General features: G+C 48.6%; 14 protein-coding genes. 3 read left to right on the top strand and 11 right to left on the bottom strand.

Features of this window, described 5'->3' with window-relative positions; translation table 11 throughout:
- A complete protein-coding gene (locus MRY86_RS20540; RefSeq protein WP_044147240.1) occupies positions 1–372 on the top strand; it encodes a BlaI/MecI/CopY family transcriptional regulator in 372 nt (123 codons plus the stop codon).
- 11 nt (positions 373–383) lie between these two features.
- A complete protein-coding gene (locus MRY86_RS20535; protein ID WP_293567451.1) occupies positions 384–3,008 on the top strand; it encodes a TonB family protein in 2,625 nt (874 codons plus the stop codon).
- A 62-nt stretch (positions 3,009–3,070) separates the two neighbouring features.
- Here the strand turns inward: MRY86_RS20535 and MRY86_RS20530 are convergent, their stop codons facing one another.
- The 5 genes from MRY86_RS20530 to MRY86_RS20510 form a co-directional block, all read right to left on the bottom strand.
- Entirely contained in the window at positions 3,071–4,117 is a 1,047-nt protein-coding gene (locus MRY86_RS20530) for a hypothetical protein (RefSeq protein WP_293567448.1), read from the bottom strand.
- 10 nt (positions 4,118–4,127) lie between these two features.
- Positions 4,128–5,057 carry a FlgO family outer membrane protein gene (locus MRY86_RS20525; protein ID WP_293567445.1) on the bottom strand — a complete coding sequence of 310 codons (930 nt, stop codon included), beginning with the start codon at positions 5,055–5,057 and terminating at the stop codon, positions 4,128–4,130.
- A 6-nt stretch (positions 5,058–5,063) separates the two neighbouring features.
- Complete coding sequence (locus MRY86_RS20520; RefSeq protein WP_293567442.1) at positions 5,064–5,924, bottom strand: hypothetical protein; 861 nt, start codon at positions 5,922–5,924, stop codon at positions 5,064–5,066.
- 114 nt (positions 5,925–6,038) lie between these two features.
- A complete protein-coding gene (locus MRY86_RS20515; protein ID WP_293567439.1) occupies positions 6,039–7,178 on the bottom strand; it encodes a 5'-methylthioadenosine/S-adenosylhomocysteine nucleosidase in 1,140 nt (379 codons plus the stop codon).
- Between the two features lie 68 nt (positions 7,179–7,246).
- Complete coding sequence (locus MRY86_RS20510; RefSeq protein WP_293567436.1) at positions 7,247–7,582, bottom strand: HTH domain-containing protein; 336 nt, start codon at positions 7,580–7,582, stop codon at positions 7,247–7,249.
- 398 nt (positions 7,583–7,980) lie between these two features.
- Between MRY86_RS20510 and MRY86_RS20505 the strand changes: the two genes are divergently transcribed.
- Positions 7,981–9,429 (top strand): hypothetical protein, encoded by a 1,449-nt coding sequence (locus MRY86_RS20505; RefSeq protein ID WP_293567433.1) that lies wholly within the window; start codon positions 7,981–7,983, stop codon positions 9,427–9,429.
- A 414-nt stretch (positions 9,430–9,843) separates the two neighbouring features.
- Here MRY86_RS20505 and MRY86_RS20500 read toward each other — a convergent pair whose 3' ends face one another.
- The 6 genes from MRY86_RS20500 to MRY86_RS20475 all read right to left on the bottom strand — a co-directional run bounded on the left by MRY86_RS20500 (position 9,844) and on the right by MRY86_RS20475 (position 15,915).
- Positions 9,844–10,752, bottom strand: coding sequence for a hypothetical protein (locus MRY86_RS20500; protein WP_293567430.1), 909 nt, complete (start codon positions 10,750–10,752; stop codon positions 9,844–9,846).
- A complete protein-coding gene (locus MRY86_RS20495) occupies positions 10,745–11,137 on the bottom strand; it encodes a hypothetical protein (protein ID WP_293567427.1) in 393 nt (130 codons plus the stop codon). The genes MRY86_RS20500 and MRY86_RS20495 overlap by 8 nt, the downstream gene beginning before the upstream one ends.
- Positions 11,138–11,192: 55 nt before the next feature.
- Positions 11,193–11,648 carry a DUF2007 domain-containing protein gene (locus MRY86_RS20490; RefSeq protein ID WP_293567424.1) on the bottom strand — a complete coding sequence of 152 codons (456 nt, stop codon included), beginning with the start codon at positions 11,646–11,648 and terminating at the stop codon, positions 11,193–11,195.
- A gap of 19 nt (positions 11,649–11,667) precedes the next feature.
- Positions 11,668–12,189 carry a ferritin gene (locus MRY86_RS20485; protein ID WP_293567421.1) on the bottom strand — a complete coding sequence of 174 codons (522 nt, stop codon included), beginning with the start codon at positions 12,187–12,189 and terminating at the stop codon, positions 11,668–11,670.
- A gap of 71 nt (positions 12,190–12,260) precedes the next feature.
- A complete protein-coding gene (locus tag MRY86_RS20480; protein WP_293567419.1) occupies positions 12,261–13,304 on the bottom strand; it encodes a histidine kinase in 1,044 nt (347 codons plus the stop codon).
- 217 nt (positions 13,305–13,521) lie between these two features.
- A complete protein-coding gene (locus MRY86_RS20475) occupies positions 13,522–15,915 on the bottom strand; it encodes a TonB-dependent receptor (RefSeq protein WP_293567417.1) in 2,394 nt (797 codons plus the stop codon).
- Positions 15,916–15,979 lie beyond the last annotated feature (64 nt).

The raw sequence follows: 15,979 nt of genomic DNA, 5'->3' as shown, positions 1-15,979 counted from the left end.
ATGAAGAAATTAACGAAAGCGGAGGAAGAGATTATGCAGATCATCTGGGAGATTGCGCCTTGCACGGTGAGCGACATCCGCAACTACATGGTGGAAGAAATGGGGCTGGAAAAGCCGCCCCACAGCACCGTGTCCACGATGGTCCGCATACTGGACGACAAGAAAGACTTTCTGAAACACACGGCTTATGGCCGGACCTTCGTGTACGAGCCCAAAGTCACCAAGGACGAATACAGCCGGCAGTCCGTACGTACTCTGGTACAAGATTACTTCGGAGGCTCCATGAACCGCCTCGTCTCCTTCCTGGTGCAGGAGGAAGACCTTAGCCTCCGGGAGCTCAATGACCTGATGGGCAAACTTGAAGAAGAATAAACCGAACGATCATGCTATCCTACATCCTACAAGTCAGCGCTTGCTGGGGCATTTTTTTCCTGCTCTATGCACTGTTGCTTAGCCGGACCACCTTCTTCAGCTGGAACCGGGCGTACCTTATGCTCACCCTGATCATTAGCCTGGCCCTACCGACGCTGGAATGGCCGGTGCCCGAAGCCCCCTCTGCCGTAGCTTTGCAAGCGGCTTACTACATGCAGCCTATCACCATTGGGGTACAGCAACTGGAGGTGGTGGTGACTGCCACACCGGAAATAGCCTCCCCGGAAAGCAATGCTCCAGTACTCACCTGGCGGTCTGTTTTGCTTCTGATCTATTGGATTGGGGTGGCGGTAGCAGGCATTCGGCTGCTTTATGGCATGTGGCAGATTTATGCGCTGTACCTGAAAAGTGAGCAACACAAACGACAGGCGTATACCCTGGTCAGCACCCCTACTCTGCACACCCCATTTTCCTTTTTCCGGTTGCTCTTTTGGAGCCAGGCACTCCCCTACCCCAAGGCCGATGCTGCAAAAATCATCCGGCATGAACAAGCTCACATGGATGGCTGGCACAGCCTTGACATTCTGATTGCTGAAACCCTGGGCGTGCTGTTCTGGTTCAATCCACTCATTTATTTATATACCCGCTCTCTGCGTACGGTGCACGAATACCTGGCTGACGAAGCCGTGCTGCACCACTCCAAGAAAACAACATACGGCCATTTGTTGATCCGGCAATCGCAATCCGGACAAGCGATTGCTTTAGCTAACCATTTTTCACACGTACAATTAAAAAAACGGATTCTAATGATGACGAAGAAGAAATCACACCGACATCAACTACTGCGGTATGCGCTGACGCTGCCGTTGCTGGCCGCCCTGGCATTTGCCTTTACCTTGCCCGCCAACCCGGCAGGCCCGGCCAAATCAGCGAGCTATGACGGGGAAGGCCCCCAACCGGTCTTCAAAGGTTGCGAAACCCTGGAACCGGAGGCTGCCCAACAGAAATGCACCACTGAAAAGCTGATGGCGTTCATACAGCAAAAACTAAAGTACCCCGAAGCGGCTAAAGCGGCCGGGCAGGAAGGTATGGCGGTAGTCGAATTTACGGTGAGCAAAAGCGGAGCAGTTGAGGACATCAAAGTCCTTAAAAGTGCCGGAGAGGCGCTTGATCAGGCAGCGGTGGCTGTCGTTCGCCAACTGCCCGAGTGGGTACCGGCAACGGATGAAAGCGGACAGCCGGTAGCAGCAAAAATGACCTTGCCCTTCAAATTCAAGCTGCCGGCAGCCGATGGTGGCGACGAGGTTTTCCAGGTTGTGGAAGAGATGCCCCGCTTCCCGGGCTGTGAGGACATTGCCAATGCAGAAGAGCGGCAGGCCTGCGCTAATCAGGAACTCATGCTTTATATTTATGAAAACCTGGTCTACCCCAAAGCCGCAAAAGAAGCCGGCATAGAGGGCATGCCAGTGCTTAAGCTGGTCATTGACAAGGATGGTGCCATCAAGGATTACAGCATCAGCCGCCCGGTCAATGAGGCGCTTGATGCCGAGGTCCTGCGCGTCGCTCAGCAGATGCAGCAGGAAATCACCTGGGTGCCGGGCGTGCAGCGTGGGCGTAAGGTGAACGTTGCCCTTCAGCTTCCCATCCGCTTTAAACTGGAGGACAAAGCCGAAGAAGTACAGGAAGTTGCTCCGGCTGACGGGGAGGCCTTCAAAGTAGCGGAGCAAATGCCGCGTTTTCCCGGTTGTGAAGAGCTGGAAGAACCACAGGCAAGAGAAAAGTGTGCACAAAAGCGATTGTTGGAATTCGTTTACCAAAACATCAAATACCCGGCTGAAGCCCGGAAAGCCGGCACGGAAGGCGTTGTTGTTGTCAGGCTGATCATCGCACCCACCGGCGAGGTTCGGGAATACAGCATAGTACGCTCCGTTGCTCCGGTGTTGGATGAAGAGGTACGCCGTATTGCCCGGCTGATGCAGGAGGAAATCACCTGGATCCCCGGTGAGCAGGGCGGCAAAAAGGTAGCTGTTGAATTCAACCTGCCCGTAGCCTTCCGCCTGCCCGACCTGGAAAACGAGGAAGAAGAAGAAATTCCTAAAGATGCGCTAAGGGTGATTGGTTATCCAAAAGAGGACAAGTCTGTTCGCCTGAGCGGCCCCGATGGCCCGGCGGCATTGATCGTACTGGACGGCAAAGCCTATCCTGGCGTCAAAGACATTGAAAGCAAGTTTGACATCAAGCCCGAAAACATTGACCGGATCAATGTCCTCAAAGGAGAGGCCGCTATCGAAAAGTACGGTCAGGATGGTGCCAATGGCGTCGTGGAGATTTTCACCAAAGAAGGCACAAATGATCAGCTGAAATCCAATACGCCTAAGCCCTTGCAGTTGCAGCGGTTCAGGGTCTCCCCCAACCCAACGAGCGGAGAGCTTAGAGTACGTTTCAAGGGCGAAGCGGTGCCCACCACGCTCCGTATCCACAGCCTGAGCGGGCAGGAGCTCCTAAACCGTCAGCTCCCGGGATTTGACGGGCATGCGGATGAGACGCTGGACTTGGGCAGCCTGCCTAAAGGTACAGTGCTTTTGGAGGTCCGGCAGGGCGAGCGGGTTTATGTGGAGAAGGTGGTGGTGAAGTAGGACCACAGTGAAAATAATCAATTGGCGCGGCAAGAAAATTTGTCGCGCCAATTAATTTCCACCTATCTAACTGGTACATTATAAAGTGTAGCAGTAGCATAATAAGTCGGCTTTGTATGGAACTGGATTTCCATTTTGGCGATAGTAACCACCTTTTGGTCTACATTACCAAATCGAATTAATCCTTGTATAGGAATATTTGACACCATTGATTTTCTAGCATAATTCGTGCTGGATACGTCCGCCAATCTTACTTCAATAGCATGGAACTCATGAGAATTGCTAGCATCAATCACCCTAGAATTAGTGCAATAAGTTTGAAGCTCAGTGTCCTTATCAGAAACAATATTCAGGTTACACTCTATAGTACGCGCACTTTGATGACAGCCCGTCACTTCGAAAACCATATTTTCCAGCCTAAAGGGTTCAACATTTGCTGAACCAGACGCGGGGGGTTGAACGCTTGTAGATACCGGGCCTTTCGGATAGGTGGTTGTAGCAACTACTACTTGCTCTTCCATCTTATCCCGTATATCCGGAGTTTTGATGAAGTTACCGCGCGCTCCTCCAATTACAGATTCTCTTAGGTTCACTGTTATTATTAGGCGGATTTCATCTCCCTTATCCTCAATTACTCCAGATACCAGAGCATCGCTATTTTTCCAACCATTGCCTTTGAGCTTGACAAGCTCTTGAAGTACAATTTTTCCAGCATCTAGGATGTCTCCTTGCTGATCCGTTTCGGTTTCGTGGTCTTCTTTTAATATTGCTTCTTTTGCGCTCCCTCCAATAGCACCCAAATCAGGCCTTGCAGCGTCACGGCTACCGTAGAGCCTATCGGCAACTACTTCCCTTGGAATAAGATCAAATTGTGGGCCACGCATAGACATACCAAGTGTCAGCTCGTTAGCCAAATAGCGGCCGATGGCCGTTTGGGCATTTCCGCGATAGGTAAAGTTGGCAACGCCTACTGCTTTTACTTTTCGATTGTTATTTAGGGCACTCACTAGCTGACCTGCAATTTTGTCTATTTCCCGATCTGTAGACTGTGCAAAGGCGAGTGTAGGTAGCATAAACGCTATTATCAAAAGTAGGTTGAAGGGTTTCATAAACAATTGTTTATTGTTTTAAAATGATGTGCTCAAATTGGGCAGTAAAGGTGAAGGCCGCCAATGACGTACAATTGACTTCCAGAAGCTGAGCATTTGAGAGTGAAGCAGGTACATTACCAAAGCTTATAATACCACGTTTGGGCTGATTGGCGGCAAGGGGTTGGTTTAGCTGCTGTGAGCTCTGTCTTCCGTTCATAATCACACGTGAAGCAGGGTAACTATTCCAATTGGCGTCTACCAACCGGCTTTGACTCGTTCTTAGGACAAGGTTGTCGTTGCGCCCTTTGCTTAAAAATTCTATTTCGCAGTCGACAGTATTCCCCCGCCTGGTACACTGCAGCACTTTAACTTCTATATTTTCATTGACAAAGCTTTGGGAGCTCCTGTGAGTCGTTCCCTGTTGGCTTGCGGCGCTTTTTTCCGGTTCGGAACTTCCACTACCGAGAAAATTATCAATTGTGGGTGTACGAGTGATGGTTCCCCGGACGGTAGCTTCATTAACCTGACCTTCCAGATGAACCACTTTTACATAGACCTTGATGGTGTTGCTGGTTGGTATTAATTTACCATATAGAATCGCGGTAATACCTTCAAGACGACCAAGCTTTTGAACAGAAGCAGGGTCTACCATGCCCTTGTCTCCCAGGCCTGCTTCTTTCATTAATCTCCGGAAGTGAGTACGATCTATTACTTTAAACTTAGTCGTTCGGTCAACCAAGTTAAAGCTCAGTTCTTCGGCAATGTACCGCCCTAGATCAGATGGTTCATCGTTGATATCGACAAAGTCGGCAATGGCAATATTTTGATTGTTTAATTCATTGTTTACCTTGTCGACGAGTTTTGTAGCTAGTTCATTGAGTTCTCTGTCAGTGATGCTCTGCCCGAACAGGCTACCATACGACAGGGCAATGATTAGTAAAAACGAGTATTTTCTCATATGATGTTATTGGCATTTTTGAACTGATATTTCTGCTAATTTTGGCGATTTCAGTAAGTGTTCCTCGAGGCTTTCCAGTGCTGAAGGTTCAGAAATGCCCGCACCATTCTCAGTGAAAGTATACTGCCTCAGCCGCCCTTCCGTGAGGTTAAGCAGGAGAACACTTACCCTTCCCCTGGCAGTTACCATGTGCATACCTTCAATTTCGTTAGGCTCATATTTAATGCTTTCCCTTATCTCACAAATACAGTTAAGATGTTTCGACAATCCGATGTCCTGAAGACTCCCCACATCCAGCCTTTCCAAATCTCTGCCGAATTTATTTTCAAAGGCAGGTTTGAAATATCGATTCGAAACTGAGATATCCTGGCGCACGAATTGTTCTTCTACTGCTTTCTGGAATGCGGGCAATTGGGCAGAGCGACTGCCCCAAAATGCCGTTTTAATACTTAGACTAATATTAGCGTAATCGGCGATGGACAGCTTGGGCTTTACAGTAGGCGGTTCATCTAGAGGTTCATCATTTCCAGATGGATCTTCTTCTTTAGGTTGATCTTCTTCATTTCCACCTTCCTCTTCATTCGGTGGTATAGAAGCAGGTTTGTTAATTATTTGCTCCGACTTTTCTCCAAATAAGACTTGAAGAAATACGAACTCGTTATTTGAAAAAGAAAGACTAAAAATCGTCACTGACAACAGCGTCAGACTAATGAGCGTTACCTTCAGTCCTGATTTACCTCCGTTTCTGGGATTAGATCCACTATAATTATTCACTATTTGATCCCCTATGTGTACGCGTTCACCTGCTGACACATGAGAGTTCTCCACTTTATTTTTTTGAGAATGCCGACCTCGTTTATTTGTCATGAGAATAGGGTTTAGGTCAATGAAAGCAAGTGTCTAAAGCTAAGCTGGCTATTGCAACGCACATTTTGCTATGCTGAAAATTGCAAATCAAAAATAGCGTTTACAAGTTTATGCTCACCCATCCCCCAACCGAAAATCACCGCCCACCCTGATCGTACTGCCCTGCACCACATTCTTGCTGTTTTGAATAGAGACACCGCCCTTATTATCAGCATCGGCCTCCCGGAGCTTAGCCAGTAGGGCTTCGAGTTCAGCTTTAAGGCCTTCATCTTTTTTGGTGGCTTTGCCGACCTCTTTGGTAAGGGATTGTTTCAGGCTATCTTCGTCCTCAATGAACTCCAGGTCGGCTTGGAGGAGAGGCCATACGCTACCCCATAGCTGCCGGATGACAGCTGGGGCATTAGGTGAAAGCGGAAGTTGACCAGTTGGTAAATCTTTTGCTGACAGGTAAGGCAGGAGCCTCTGGGCAAGGGCTTGCCCGATTTCTTTTGGGTCCATATGTGGTATGGGTTTTAGGTCGATTTGTTTCAGGAGTTCAAAAACAAAAGCAGCCGCATTTTTGGCGGCAATGGGTTGATAGGTTTTATCGTGGCCCGACGTTTTGCCGTCGAGTAAATCTGATATCCCACGGATGTTGATGCATTCTACCTCCTTGAAATCGTGCAAAGCCCGCGCAAAACCTATGGATTCCATTTCTAAGGCCAGGGTGTCATTGTAATATTGCTTTATGGATTGGTACACAGGGCTCTCTGTGGTTGCTACCACTTTCTCGCCGGAAGCGATAGGCCCAAAATGCACCATTGAGTTGTCCGCTGTTTCGCTACTTCGCTTCCATTGCCCGGCTTCTGCTACCTTTTTACACTGAAGCTGAAGGGCGGAACTGTAATGAAATACGGAGGGCCGGCTTAAGGTACCCGTTGCAGTTTCCTTACCTGACTCGTACCCATATGCACGGGTCCCCACTACAATATCACCCAGCCCGGCATCCTTAACGCCTCCGGCAATTCCTGTAAGAATGACCGCATTTGCTTTGTAAACCTGCATCGCTTTAAGAGCCGCAAAGCCCACTTGTTGGTTACCGGAACCCGTCTCTACAAGTAAGACACTAAGTGACCCGGACTCTTGCACTACCTTGCCTTTCACACATGCATAACTCCCCAGTTCGAAAGATTCGACTGAACTGAGCATATCGCGCATAGCTGAATATTCTAACGCGATTGGGGTCAAGATTATAACTTTAGCAGGCAGATGCATATCAGAACCAAATATAAGTTAAATTACTTCAAAACGATAAAATTAATTGACAATTCGACAATGGCCTATTACAACCGACGCTTCTGCAGCACATTCCAAATACTTCTGACAGACACATTGAACCGCCGGGCCAGCTGCTCCACCGTTTGTGTTTTTTTGTGTTCATTTGCCGGGTAGAGCTCTTTGAAGACTTCGAGAATGGCGTAGTGGCGAATCGTATGTTTGTCAACGATACCGTGATCAATAAGGTAGGTCGTAAATTGCTCTAAATCCGATGGTAATGATTGCTCTTGACAGTATAGTCTAAAATTACGCTGCAGTTTTTGGGTAAAAACATCAACAACTTGTTTTCTAACTTCTTGAGCCATGGCCTTTTCTTTTTTGGGTGATCCTGCCAGCCTCATCTAACTCTGTTTAGAGATTGGGGGATTCAGATGAAGGGCAGACGGTTGCTATTCATTCATTTGGTTTTTTGTTCGCATATGAAGGTGAGCCTATGTTGCCACAGGCCCACCAGCACAAAAAGGCTTCCACTCTGAGAGTGAAACATTATGCGAGTTTAGTTTCTTAGTGCACTGAACTTCAGTAGCATGGTGTAAAAGTCAGCTTATCCTGTTGGTTTATCAACCGGATTTTAGCGCCATTCTTGCAGAAAAAACAGAGCCTTAAAGACATAAAAAACTTATAATCAACAATTTAAAACGATACTGCTTTTTCCAGGATTTAGTACATTTTGATCCTTACCCTTTCCCTTTCTACTTTTACACTGAATGCACATGCTGCTTCAGTAAAATAACTGGCTATGCTCAACACCAAAATCGTACAGCTACTTCGGGTAATGCCTGAACAGGAGGTAAAAGCCTTCTTCAAATATGCAGCAGGGGGAATTGGTAAAAACTCTTTGATGGCCGACCTGCTTGCCCTGCTCAAAAAGCACTACCCTGATGAGCTAACTGATGAGTACCTCAGTGAAGCCGAAGTTGCGAAAGCCCTGCGGGAACAACGGTCTAAGTCTGTGTTACCCAAAAGCATCACTGAAGCCACTAGCCGCCTGTATAGCCTATTGGAGGATTTTCTCATCCTGGAAAAACTCAATCCTAAATCGGCAGCTGGCATGGAAAAAACCAACCGGCAAAAGCGACGGGACTTGTTAATGCTTGAAATTTTCCAGGAAAAGGGTGCCCATCATCTGTTTGAGCGCAAATCAGAACAAGTCCGGCAGTTGGTTCAGCAGCCCGAATACCTAAGCATTTGGTCTTTATTTGATCAGCTATACCTGAACCACCTGCTCTATTTCTCCACCAATGATACCAAAAAGAAGGAAACTCAGACCGGCCAGGAAAGGCTGATTGTGCTAACCAAGTTGCTCGATGATTTCTATGAGGCCGCTCATACCCTTTATCAGGCGGAGCTTAAAAACCGTGAAAATGTCTTGGATGACCCACTCCCTGTGGACAACCATGCGAAGCTCACTGTGGATGACCAAACAGCAGCTGAAAACAGACCGCTTGACCTCTTGCGCAGAGGGCTTAACCTGGCCAAAGGGCTGAATGACGCCTACACTGACGGTGCCAAACTCGATACGCTGCTGGCTTTCTATATCGAACATGGCCAAAAATTCAGCCCGGACCTTCAGATGATCTTGCACGGCTATTGCGTCAACGCTATGAGCCGTCAGGGCAGAAATCAGGATGCGTCCGTGAACACCGCCATTTTCGAAGATTGGTACAACAACGCTGCCCTTAATGAAATGCTTCACCACCACAACTTACTGACCAGCAACCGCTTCATGAACACCATTGCAACAGCCTGTGTAGAAAAAGAGACAGACTGGGCAGAAGCATACCTAAGCCAGAACGGCAACAAGCTGCCTGATACAGAACAGGAGGTTGCCATTGCTATTGCTAAATCTATGATCGCCTTTCACAAAGGTCAATATGACCGGGTGCATCAACTCCTGGCACTAAGAAAAGCGGTGCCTTCCAGGCTTGAAGCCCGTGCCCGGACCTTTCAGTTACTGGCATTTGTTGAGCAAGATGCCGGCTACGATATCATTATGGACCACTGCAAAAATTTTCAGGATTTCCTTTCCTCACACCAAGATATCGGGGAATCCGCAAAAGTTGCTTTCCTAAACCTCCTGAAGGTTATCAAAGCAATTACCAACAATAAAAATGCCAAAGCCGTCTTTGAAAAACTAGACGGCGAGCCCATCATGTGCCAATCCTGGATCAAACAAAAAATTTACTAACTCCAGCACAGAAAGTTGTTTACGAAGCGCTTCTTCCATGGAATAAGCAACTGTCCTGCACTGAAGGCCGCAATCGGCGGATCACTGAAAACCAAACATTAAGGCAATACAATTTCCTCAATAATGATCTCCAGGATCTCCATCATCAGGATAAGATCCATAATCAAGATGTTTAGATAAGAAAATGTGGTTTAGGATACCACGGGCTCTGCCTAAAGTGGCACGAAACGGCTGCCATTGGTTAGCTTCGGGAAGGAAGCGAAAACCAGGAAAGCCAGTAAGCTTCTATGGTATTTACCACAAAGATGGGAGCACTAAACATCAAATATGAACAGGAATGACATTCACACTATTCCATATGAATTCATATAAATTCAGGCACAGACATCCGCCTCATTGTCATGTTTAAAACCTTTAGAAAATAGGAGTTGCATCCTTCGAGAGCGCGAGAAAAGACTGGTAATGCGTTCGAAAAAGCTGACGGTGTGTTTGCTTGCTAATCACTGAAACCGGGCAGTCCGCCCGTCGGATGCCGTATAGATAAGGAGCATATACCATTTGCCCGGACAAGCTTTCGCCATCAATAATTAAGAAGTGCGCAACGGGGATGTGCCGGTAAAAGAAGACCTGAAAGTCTCCCGGGCTGTTTGCCGCCACTAACTCTTCTTTGATTTGAGACAGCCGCTCAACTGATGCACGAGCTTGTTCCTGCCCCTCACGCTCTTCGGGCAATACTCGGGCACGGTCATTGAAATACAACCGAGCTTCATTGCAATCAGGATCCAGCAAATACAGCTTAAAATGGACACCTGTGTTGAGCTGAGCGACAATATGGTTTTTGAATTCATACGCACTTCTGGTCAGAAAATAATTTGAAAAGGTGCGCAGCCTTAACCCAAACTCAATCACCTCATGTTGTGCCTCATTAATGATCCCAACCTTATCGTTTATCGACAAACGCCCTTCTGGCCGGATAATAGAACAAGAAGAACCGGATGCTTCGGCCTGCTGTGCTTCAGATACTACATCAGGCTGCCAACCTAAAGGTCGTTCATCAGAAAGGAATTGTTGCTTGCTGGTATTCCATTGCCGTCCAAGTTCATGCCAGACCAGTTTCTCCATGGACAAACGGACTTTTCGGGCAAGAGGGGCGCCTATCGGTTTATCGTTGATAATGTTGTTCAAAGAAGCGATTGCTACTTTACACCCGAGGTGAGTTAATTTCCTGTGCACAGAAGCCTGAGTATAGGCACAATGCGCCTGTAATAGCTCCACCCCAGCTTTTACCACTCTTCTATCCTGCTCTGTTAAGTTTTTACTCATCAAACTCGCGTAATAATTCGAGCATGCTATGAGTGATTTTGTTGCGCTGCAACGTAGAATCCCCATACGAGAGCAGCCCCATTCTATTTTCTTTACTGAAAGCCGCCCATTGGCTTTTGAGCAGATCTACCTGATCAGTTACATCACTATCTCCCTTGTCCTTGGCAAAAACCGCCAAAGCCTCCATGGCTTGTTTGAGTTTGCCTTTGCCAATTAGCTGCCTGATCGCTTCGGCATCTTCCTGACCACCAAGAGGCGTAGAAGAGGAATGTTGGTGGATGATATCCCCAATGTGAATATTCTGCCCTTCAATATTCGAGCCGCTGACTACATTTTTACTGTCCGTAATACGGGTACGCTGTTTTCCCTTCTCCTGATCTTCCATTGAATCTGAGATTAAATTTCTTCAATATAATGCAAATAAAACAATGTACCCAATTTCAAAAGAAATCCCACCACCGGTTCACCGCCCCAGATGCACGCAGATAGGCTCTCAATACCACAAGCAGGGCAATCAGGACAAGGGCCCAGTACCAGTAGGGATGTAATCGGTCCGCTTTAGAAGTTTCGCTAAGTTGGCGTTGATATTCAATGTCGTCCAGGTCGGCATCACGGAAATCGGGGTCCGCAGATTGTTGTTTTTGGAAATCCAGGCGGGCAATGATGCGTGTGGCTTCTTCCAGGTCCTTAGCGCGGACATGCAGACCGATTTCACCTCCACCTCCCAGGGGAAGGGCGGTCATGATGTTGGCATTGGAAATATAGTGGGGAATACCGGCTTCCCGCAGTCGGGCCGCATAGAGATGGGCTTCTGATACTCTGAAAAAGTGCTTCGCCGCAACGATACGGCTATCCTCATCAAAATGACCAAAGTAGTCCAGAATTCGCTCTTCCATGCGGGAAACCGGTTTTGAATTATTCCTCAGCGGCTTCGGCAGCTTCCGCTTGTGCATTGACCTGCTGCACCTCTTTGTCGATGTAGTAGAGGCTTTGCGGCCCATCACCGATAAGCTTGATGCGGTCCAAAATGGTGCGCATCAGGGCTTCTTCCTCGCGCTGCTCTTCCACGTACCACTGCAGGAAGTTGAGCGTGGTGTGGTCGTTTTCGTCATAACCAATCTTGAGCAGTTTATGAATAGAAGCGGTTACCTTTTGCTCATGTGTGTACACCTGCTCAAACAGCACACGTATAGACTCAAACTCGTGAGGCGGCTGATCGATGCCCGGTGTTTTCGCGAAAGCGTCCACTTCACTGAGGTAGTGAAAGATTTTCAGCATGTGCATGCGCTCTTCCTCAGACTGACGGTGCATAAACTGTGCGCAACCTTCCAGCCCCTGTGCATCACACCACGATGCCATAGACAAGTACAACTGAGAAGCGTAGCCCTCCAGGACGATCTGTTCGTTGAGGGCATTTTCCATGTTTTTTGAAATCATAACTTCAGGTATTTTCCGGGAGCGCTCTGCTCCGCTTTTTTTCCAGAAACCACGAAATTACGGAAAAACCATCAGACCTGAAGCATTGGCAGTCGGACTTCAAAAACCCCGTCATCGGCCGAGATCGACACCGGGTCATTTGTGAAGTACCGGTAGCGGTTTTTCACGTTGGCCAGACCGGTACCGGTACCAGGCATCACCTGTGCCTTGGGCTGAAGCTTATTGACCACCACCAGGTTGCCGCCTTCAACTCTAACCGCCACATTTAAGGGCTTCCCCTGAGCAATAACGTTGTGCTTGATCGCATTTTCAAACAAGATTTGCAGCGACAGGGGCACCACCTGCATGGATTTGGCGGACTCCGGCACGTCCAGTTCCACCTGCAGGTTTTCGCCAAATCGCTCCTTGACCAAAAATACATAAGCGTGTAAAAATTTCAGCTCTTCCGCGAGGGTGACCAGCTTTTTGTCTTTCATTTCCAAAATGTAACGGTACACCCTTGAAAGCTTCTGCACAAACTGTACGGCCTTTTCATGGTCCTCCGGAATAAGGTAAGTCAGGGTATTGAGACTGTTGAAGAGGAAGTGCGGGTTCACCTGATTCTTCAGGCCCTCCAGTTGGGATTCGACTTGCTCCCGGCGCAGCTGCTCGGTCTCCAGCAAAGTGCGCCTCCAGTTTTGGTAGAGATAAATAGACTCATAAATCGTACCGACCAGCGCAACAATGAGCAAAGAACCAGCGATCATATCTGTGTCCTTCGCGTTTTGCTCGGGTACCATGGCCAGGATAGGTTGGCAAATCTTCCAAAGCACTACATTAACTAATGTAAATCCTACAAGCAGGGCAATACCGGTATAGATGAGCCGTATGGTAGTCTGATTAGCACCAGTGTAGCGCCTGCGGAAGTAAATGAAAATCTGACGGCTAACCACCCAATAAGCTACTGTGTACATAAACGAAATGCCCCACTTTGGCAAATACCGAAGCAGGCCATTCTCTAATGTGCCATTAAACAGCAGCAATGGAATAAAAAAACTAAGCACCGGAATCCCAATCCACATCAAAAGCCGATCGTCTATTCCTATGGCTTGCTTAACTGTCATTTGGTGCTTCATGGCTTAGATATTAAAATACCGGAGCTGGAAATAACCCAACTTCGGTGGGTAAGGGCTTGCCTAAAAACAACGGTTCTAATTTGGTTTTGCCTTGAAAAGTCCCAAAACCAACCCTGGGGCAGATTTTAGGACTTTTCAAGGCAAAAGCGTTTAAAAAATTGGAACCGTTATTTTTGCCCACTCCTAAGATAATCAAGAGTTGCTAAAGTTACCAGTTTTAAAACTGCAAGCGGTACATAACGTCTGGGAAAAACCCGGATTGCAGTACCCGGTCAACGTTGTTGGTCTCAGGATTGTAGCGCAAATCAAAGATATTTTCATTGTTGGTGATGTTCTGAAAGTCGATAAAGAACTGCTGGGACAACCGCTTATTCTTACTGTTAAGCTGGTAGCCAAACTTCAGGTCGAGGCGGAAGTAAGGGTCAAAGCGCTCACTGAATGCCAGTTCTTCCTGCAGGACCTCCACACCGCTAGCTCTTGAAGCTTCCAGGTCAACTGGCGTGTAGTAACGGCCACCGGCATTGCTCAGGCGCATGTCAAAGGTTAGGGCGTTGCGCTTATCCTTGCCTATTTTGAACTCCTTGCCTGCCAGGAAGTTGACTACATATCCGTTGTTGAAAGCGGTATTGCGTTCGATTTCGTCACTGCCCTCATACTTCGAGTCGAAGAAAGAAGCGGTCAGCAAGCCGTAGTAACCATTGCTGAAGAATTTTTCCAGCGTAAGCTCCAGGCCATAGTTGGTACCTGTGCCTTCATTTACGAGACGTCCGGTCTCCGGGAAAACAAAGTCTGCACCAGCGTTGAGCATGGAAAAGCTGCTCGCAAAAGGCTGTACCGGCACATCGCTGATGGCCTGATAGTACGTTTCCACCTTGGCCCGCCAGCTAGGGGCGATGCTCCAGTCGTAGCCCAGTACAAAGTGGTTGCTACGGGTGAAATCCAGGCTTTCGTTAGACCGCACAAGCTCGCCGGTGGCAGGGTCTGTTTCTGTGAAGAAGAAGACCGGCAGCGGCTGCATTTGATGGTGCAGGCCGTAGCCCAGGCTAAAGGCGTGCTTGGGGTGCACCTGCCAGTTTAGGGTGGCCCGGGGCTCTAGAGCCGAGGTTTCATTGATGTCGAGATATTGAGCATGCACACCCGCCTGCAGCGAGAGATTGTCATTGAAGCGGTAAACCCCTTGTGCAAAGGCCTGCATCAATGTCATACTGCCTTCAAAATCCCGCACCACTACCCAGTCTGGCTCACCATCCGCATCAAGGTCCGGGCGGTCATCCCGATCATCTACCCGGGTATCAAGCTGATAGTTTTCTGCTACAATACCTGTGCGCAGGGTAAAGCGGGCGTTAAACTTTTTATTCAGATAAGAAGATACAGCCAGGGTATTGGTCACGTCGCTTACTTCGGTGACCCGTAGCTTGCGTTCTCCGTCATCAAGGAAGTTGTCCTGTTCAAAACCGGTGCGTGCGGTGGAAGCGGATACCACAGTGCGGATGTAAGCATTCTCACCAACGATAAGGTTGTGGCGCAAACCGATGATGCCCAGTTGAGAATCGGCATATGCATCTTCATTCGGGCTGGCGAAAAGGTCTGTTTCATCAATTTCATCGCCGAGGAAGTCAATATCGCTGGTCGCGCCGATGCCAAACAGGGTGAACTTTCCAGCTTTGCCATTGGCGAAATCCAGGTTGAAGCTCAGGTCGCGGTAGTTGGGCGTGGCATTAGTACCGACCGGGATTCCAGCTTGGTCCGCCAGCCCAACAAAGGAGTGGCGATAGCTCACCAGGTAAGAACTGTTCTTGGCTTTGGACAACGGCCCCTCTGCCATCGCTTCTACCCCGCTGAAGGCCGCCAGCTGGAACATGTACTCGTGCTCATCGCGGTTGCCATTGCGGAAGCCCACATCAAAGACGCCGCCAAGGGCATTACCATACTCGGCCGGGAAGGCTGAAGTCAGGAAGTCGGAGGTCTTGAGCAGGTTGGGGTTTAGTGCACTGACCGGCCCACCGGTAGTACCCAAAGTAGAAAAGTGGTTCGGGTTGGGAATGGGGATGCCGTTGAGGCGCCAAAGCACGCCCGTAGGCGAGTTCCCCCGGATGACGATGTCGTTACGGCTGTCATCAGCTACAGCTACCCCGGCAAAACTGCCTGCAAGGCGGGCCACGTCGTTGCGCCCACCGGAAAATCGGGTGACTTCTTCGGGATTGAAAGAGCGGGCACTAATGGTCGCCATTTCGTTTTGGGCTTTGCCTTTGTCCACCTTTGCAGTAACCACCACCTCATCCATTTGGACGATGGATTCCTGCAGGCTGAGGTTAAGGGCAGTTTGCTTACCCGCTGTCACCAGGACGTTGGGAATGGTCACGGTTTCGTAGCCCAGGTAGGAAATGCGCAGCTGATGCCGCCCTACCGGAACGCCTTCAATGGCGAAGCGCCCGTCAAAATCGGTAGCGGTACCTTTGGAAGGCTCAACGCTCAACACTTCAATTGTTGCGCCAATGATAGGCATTTCAGATTGTTGGTCCGTGACGGTCCCTTTAATGGTTTGCACCGGCTGTGCCAAAAGGGTCCCTGCAATTAGTAAGAGTATCGGAAGCAAGAAAAATCGAGTCATGATCAGATAAGGTTATTGGTGAGTGATGGTACAAAGGTGCACGCCTGCTCCTCTTTTCGCCACC

Source organism: Phaeodactylibacter sp., from assembly GCF_022763345.1.
In the GTDB taxonomy this organism is placed as follows: Bacteria; Bacteroidota; Bacteroidia; order Chitinophagales; family Saprospiraceae; genus Phaeodactylibacter.
The sequence above is the reverse complement of the archived record's forward strand: the minus strand, read 5'-3'. Positions and strand labels throughout refer to the sequence as shown.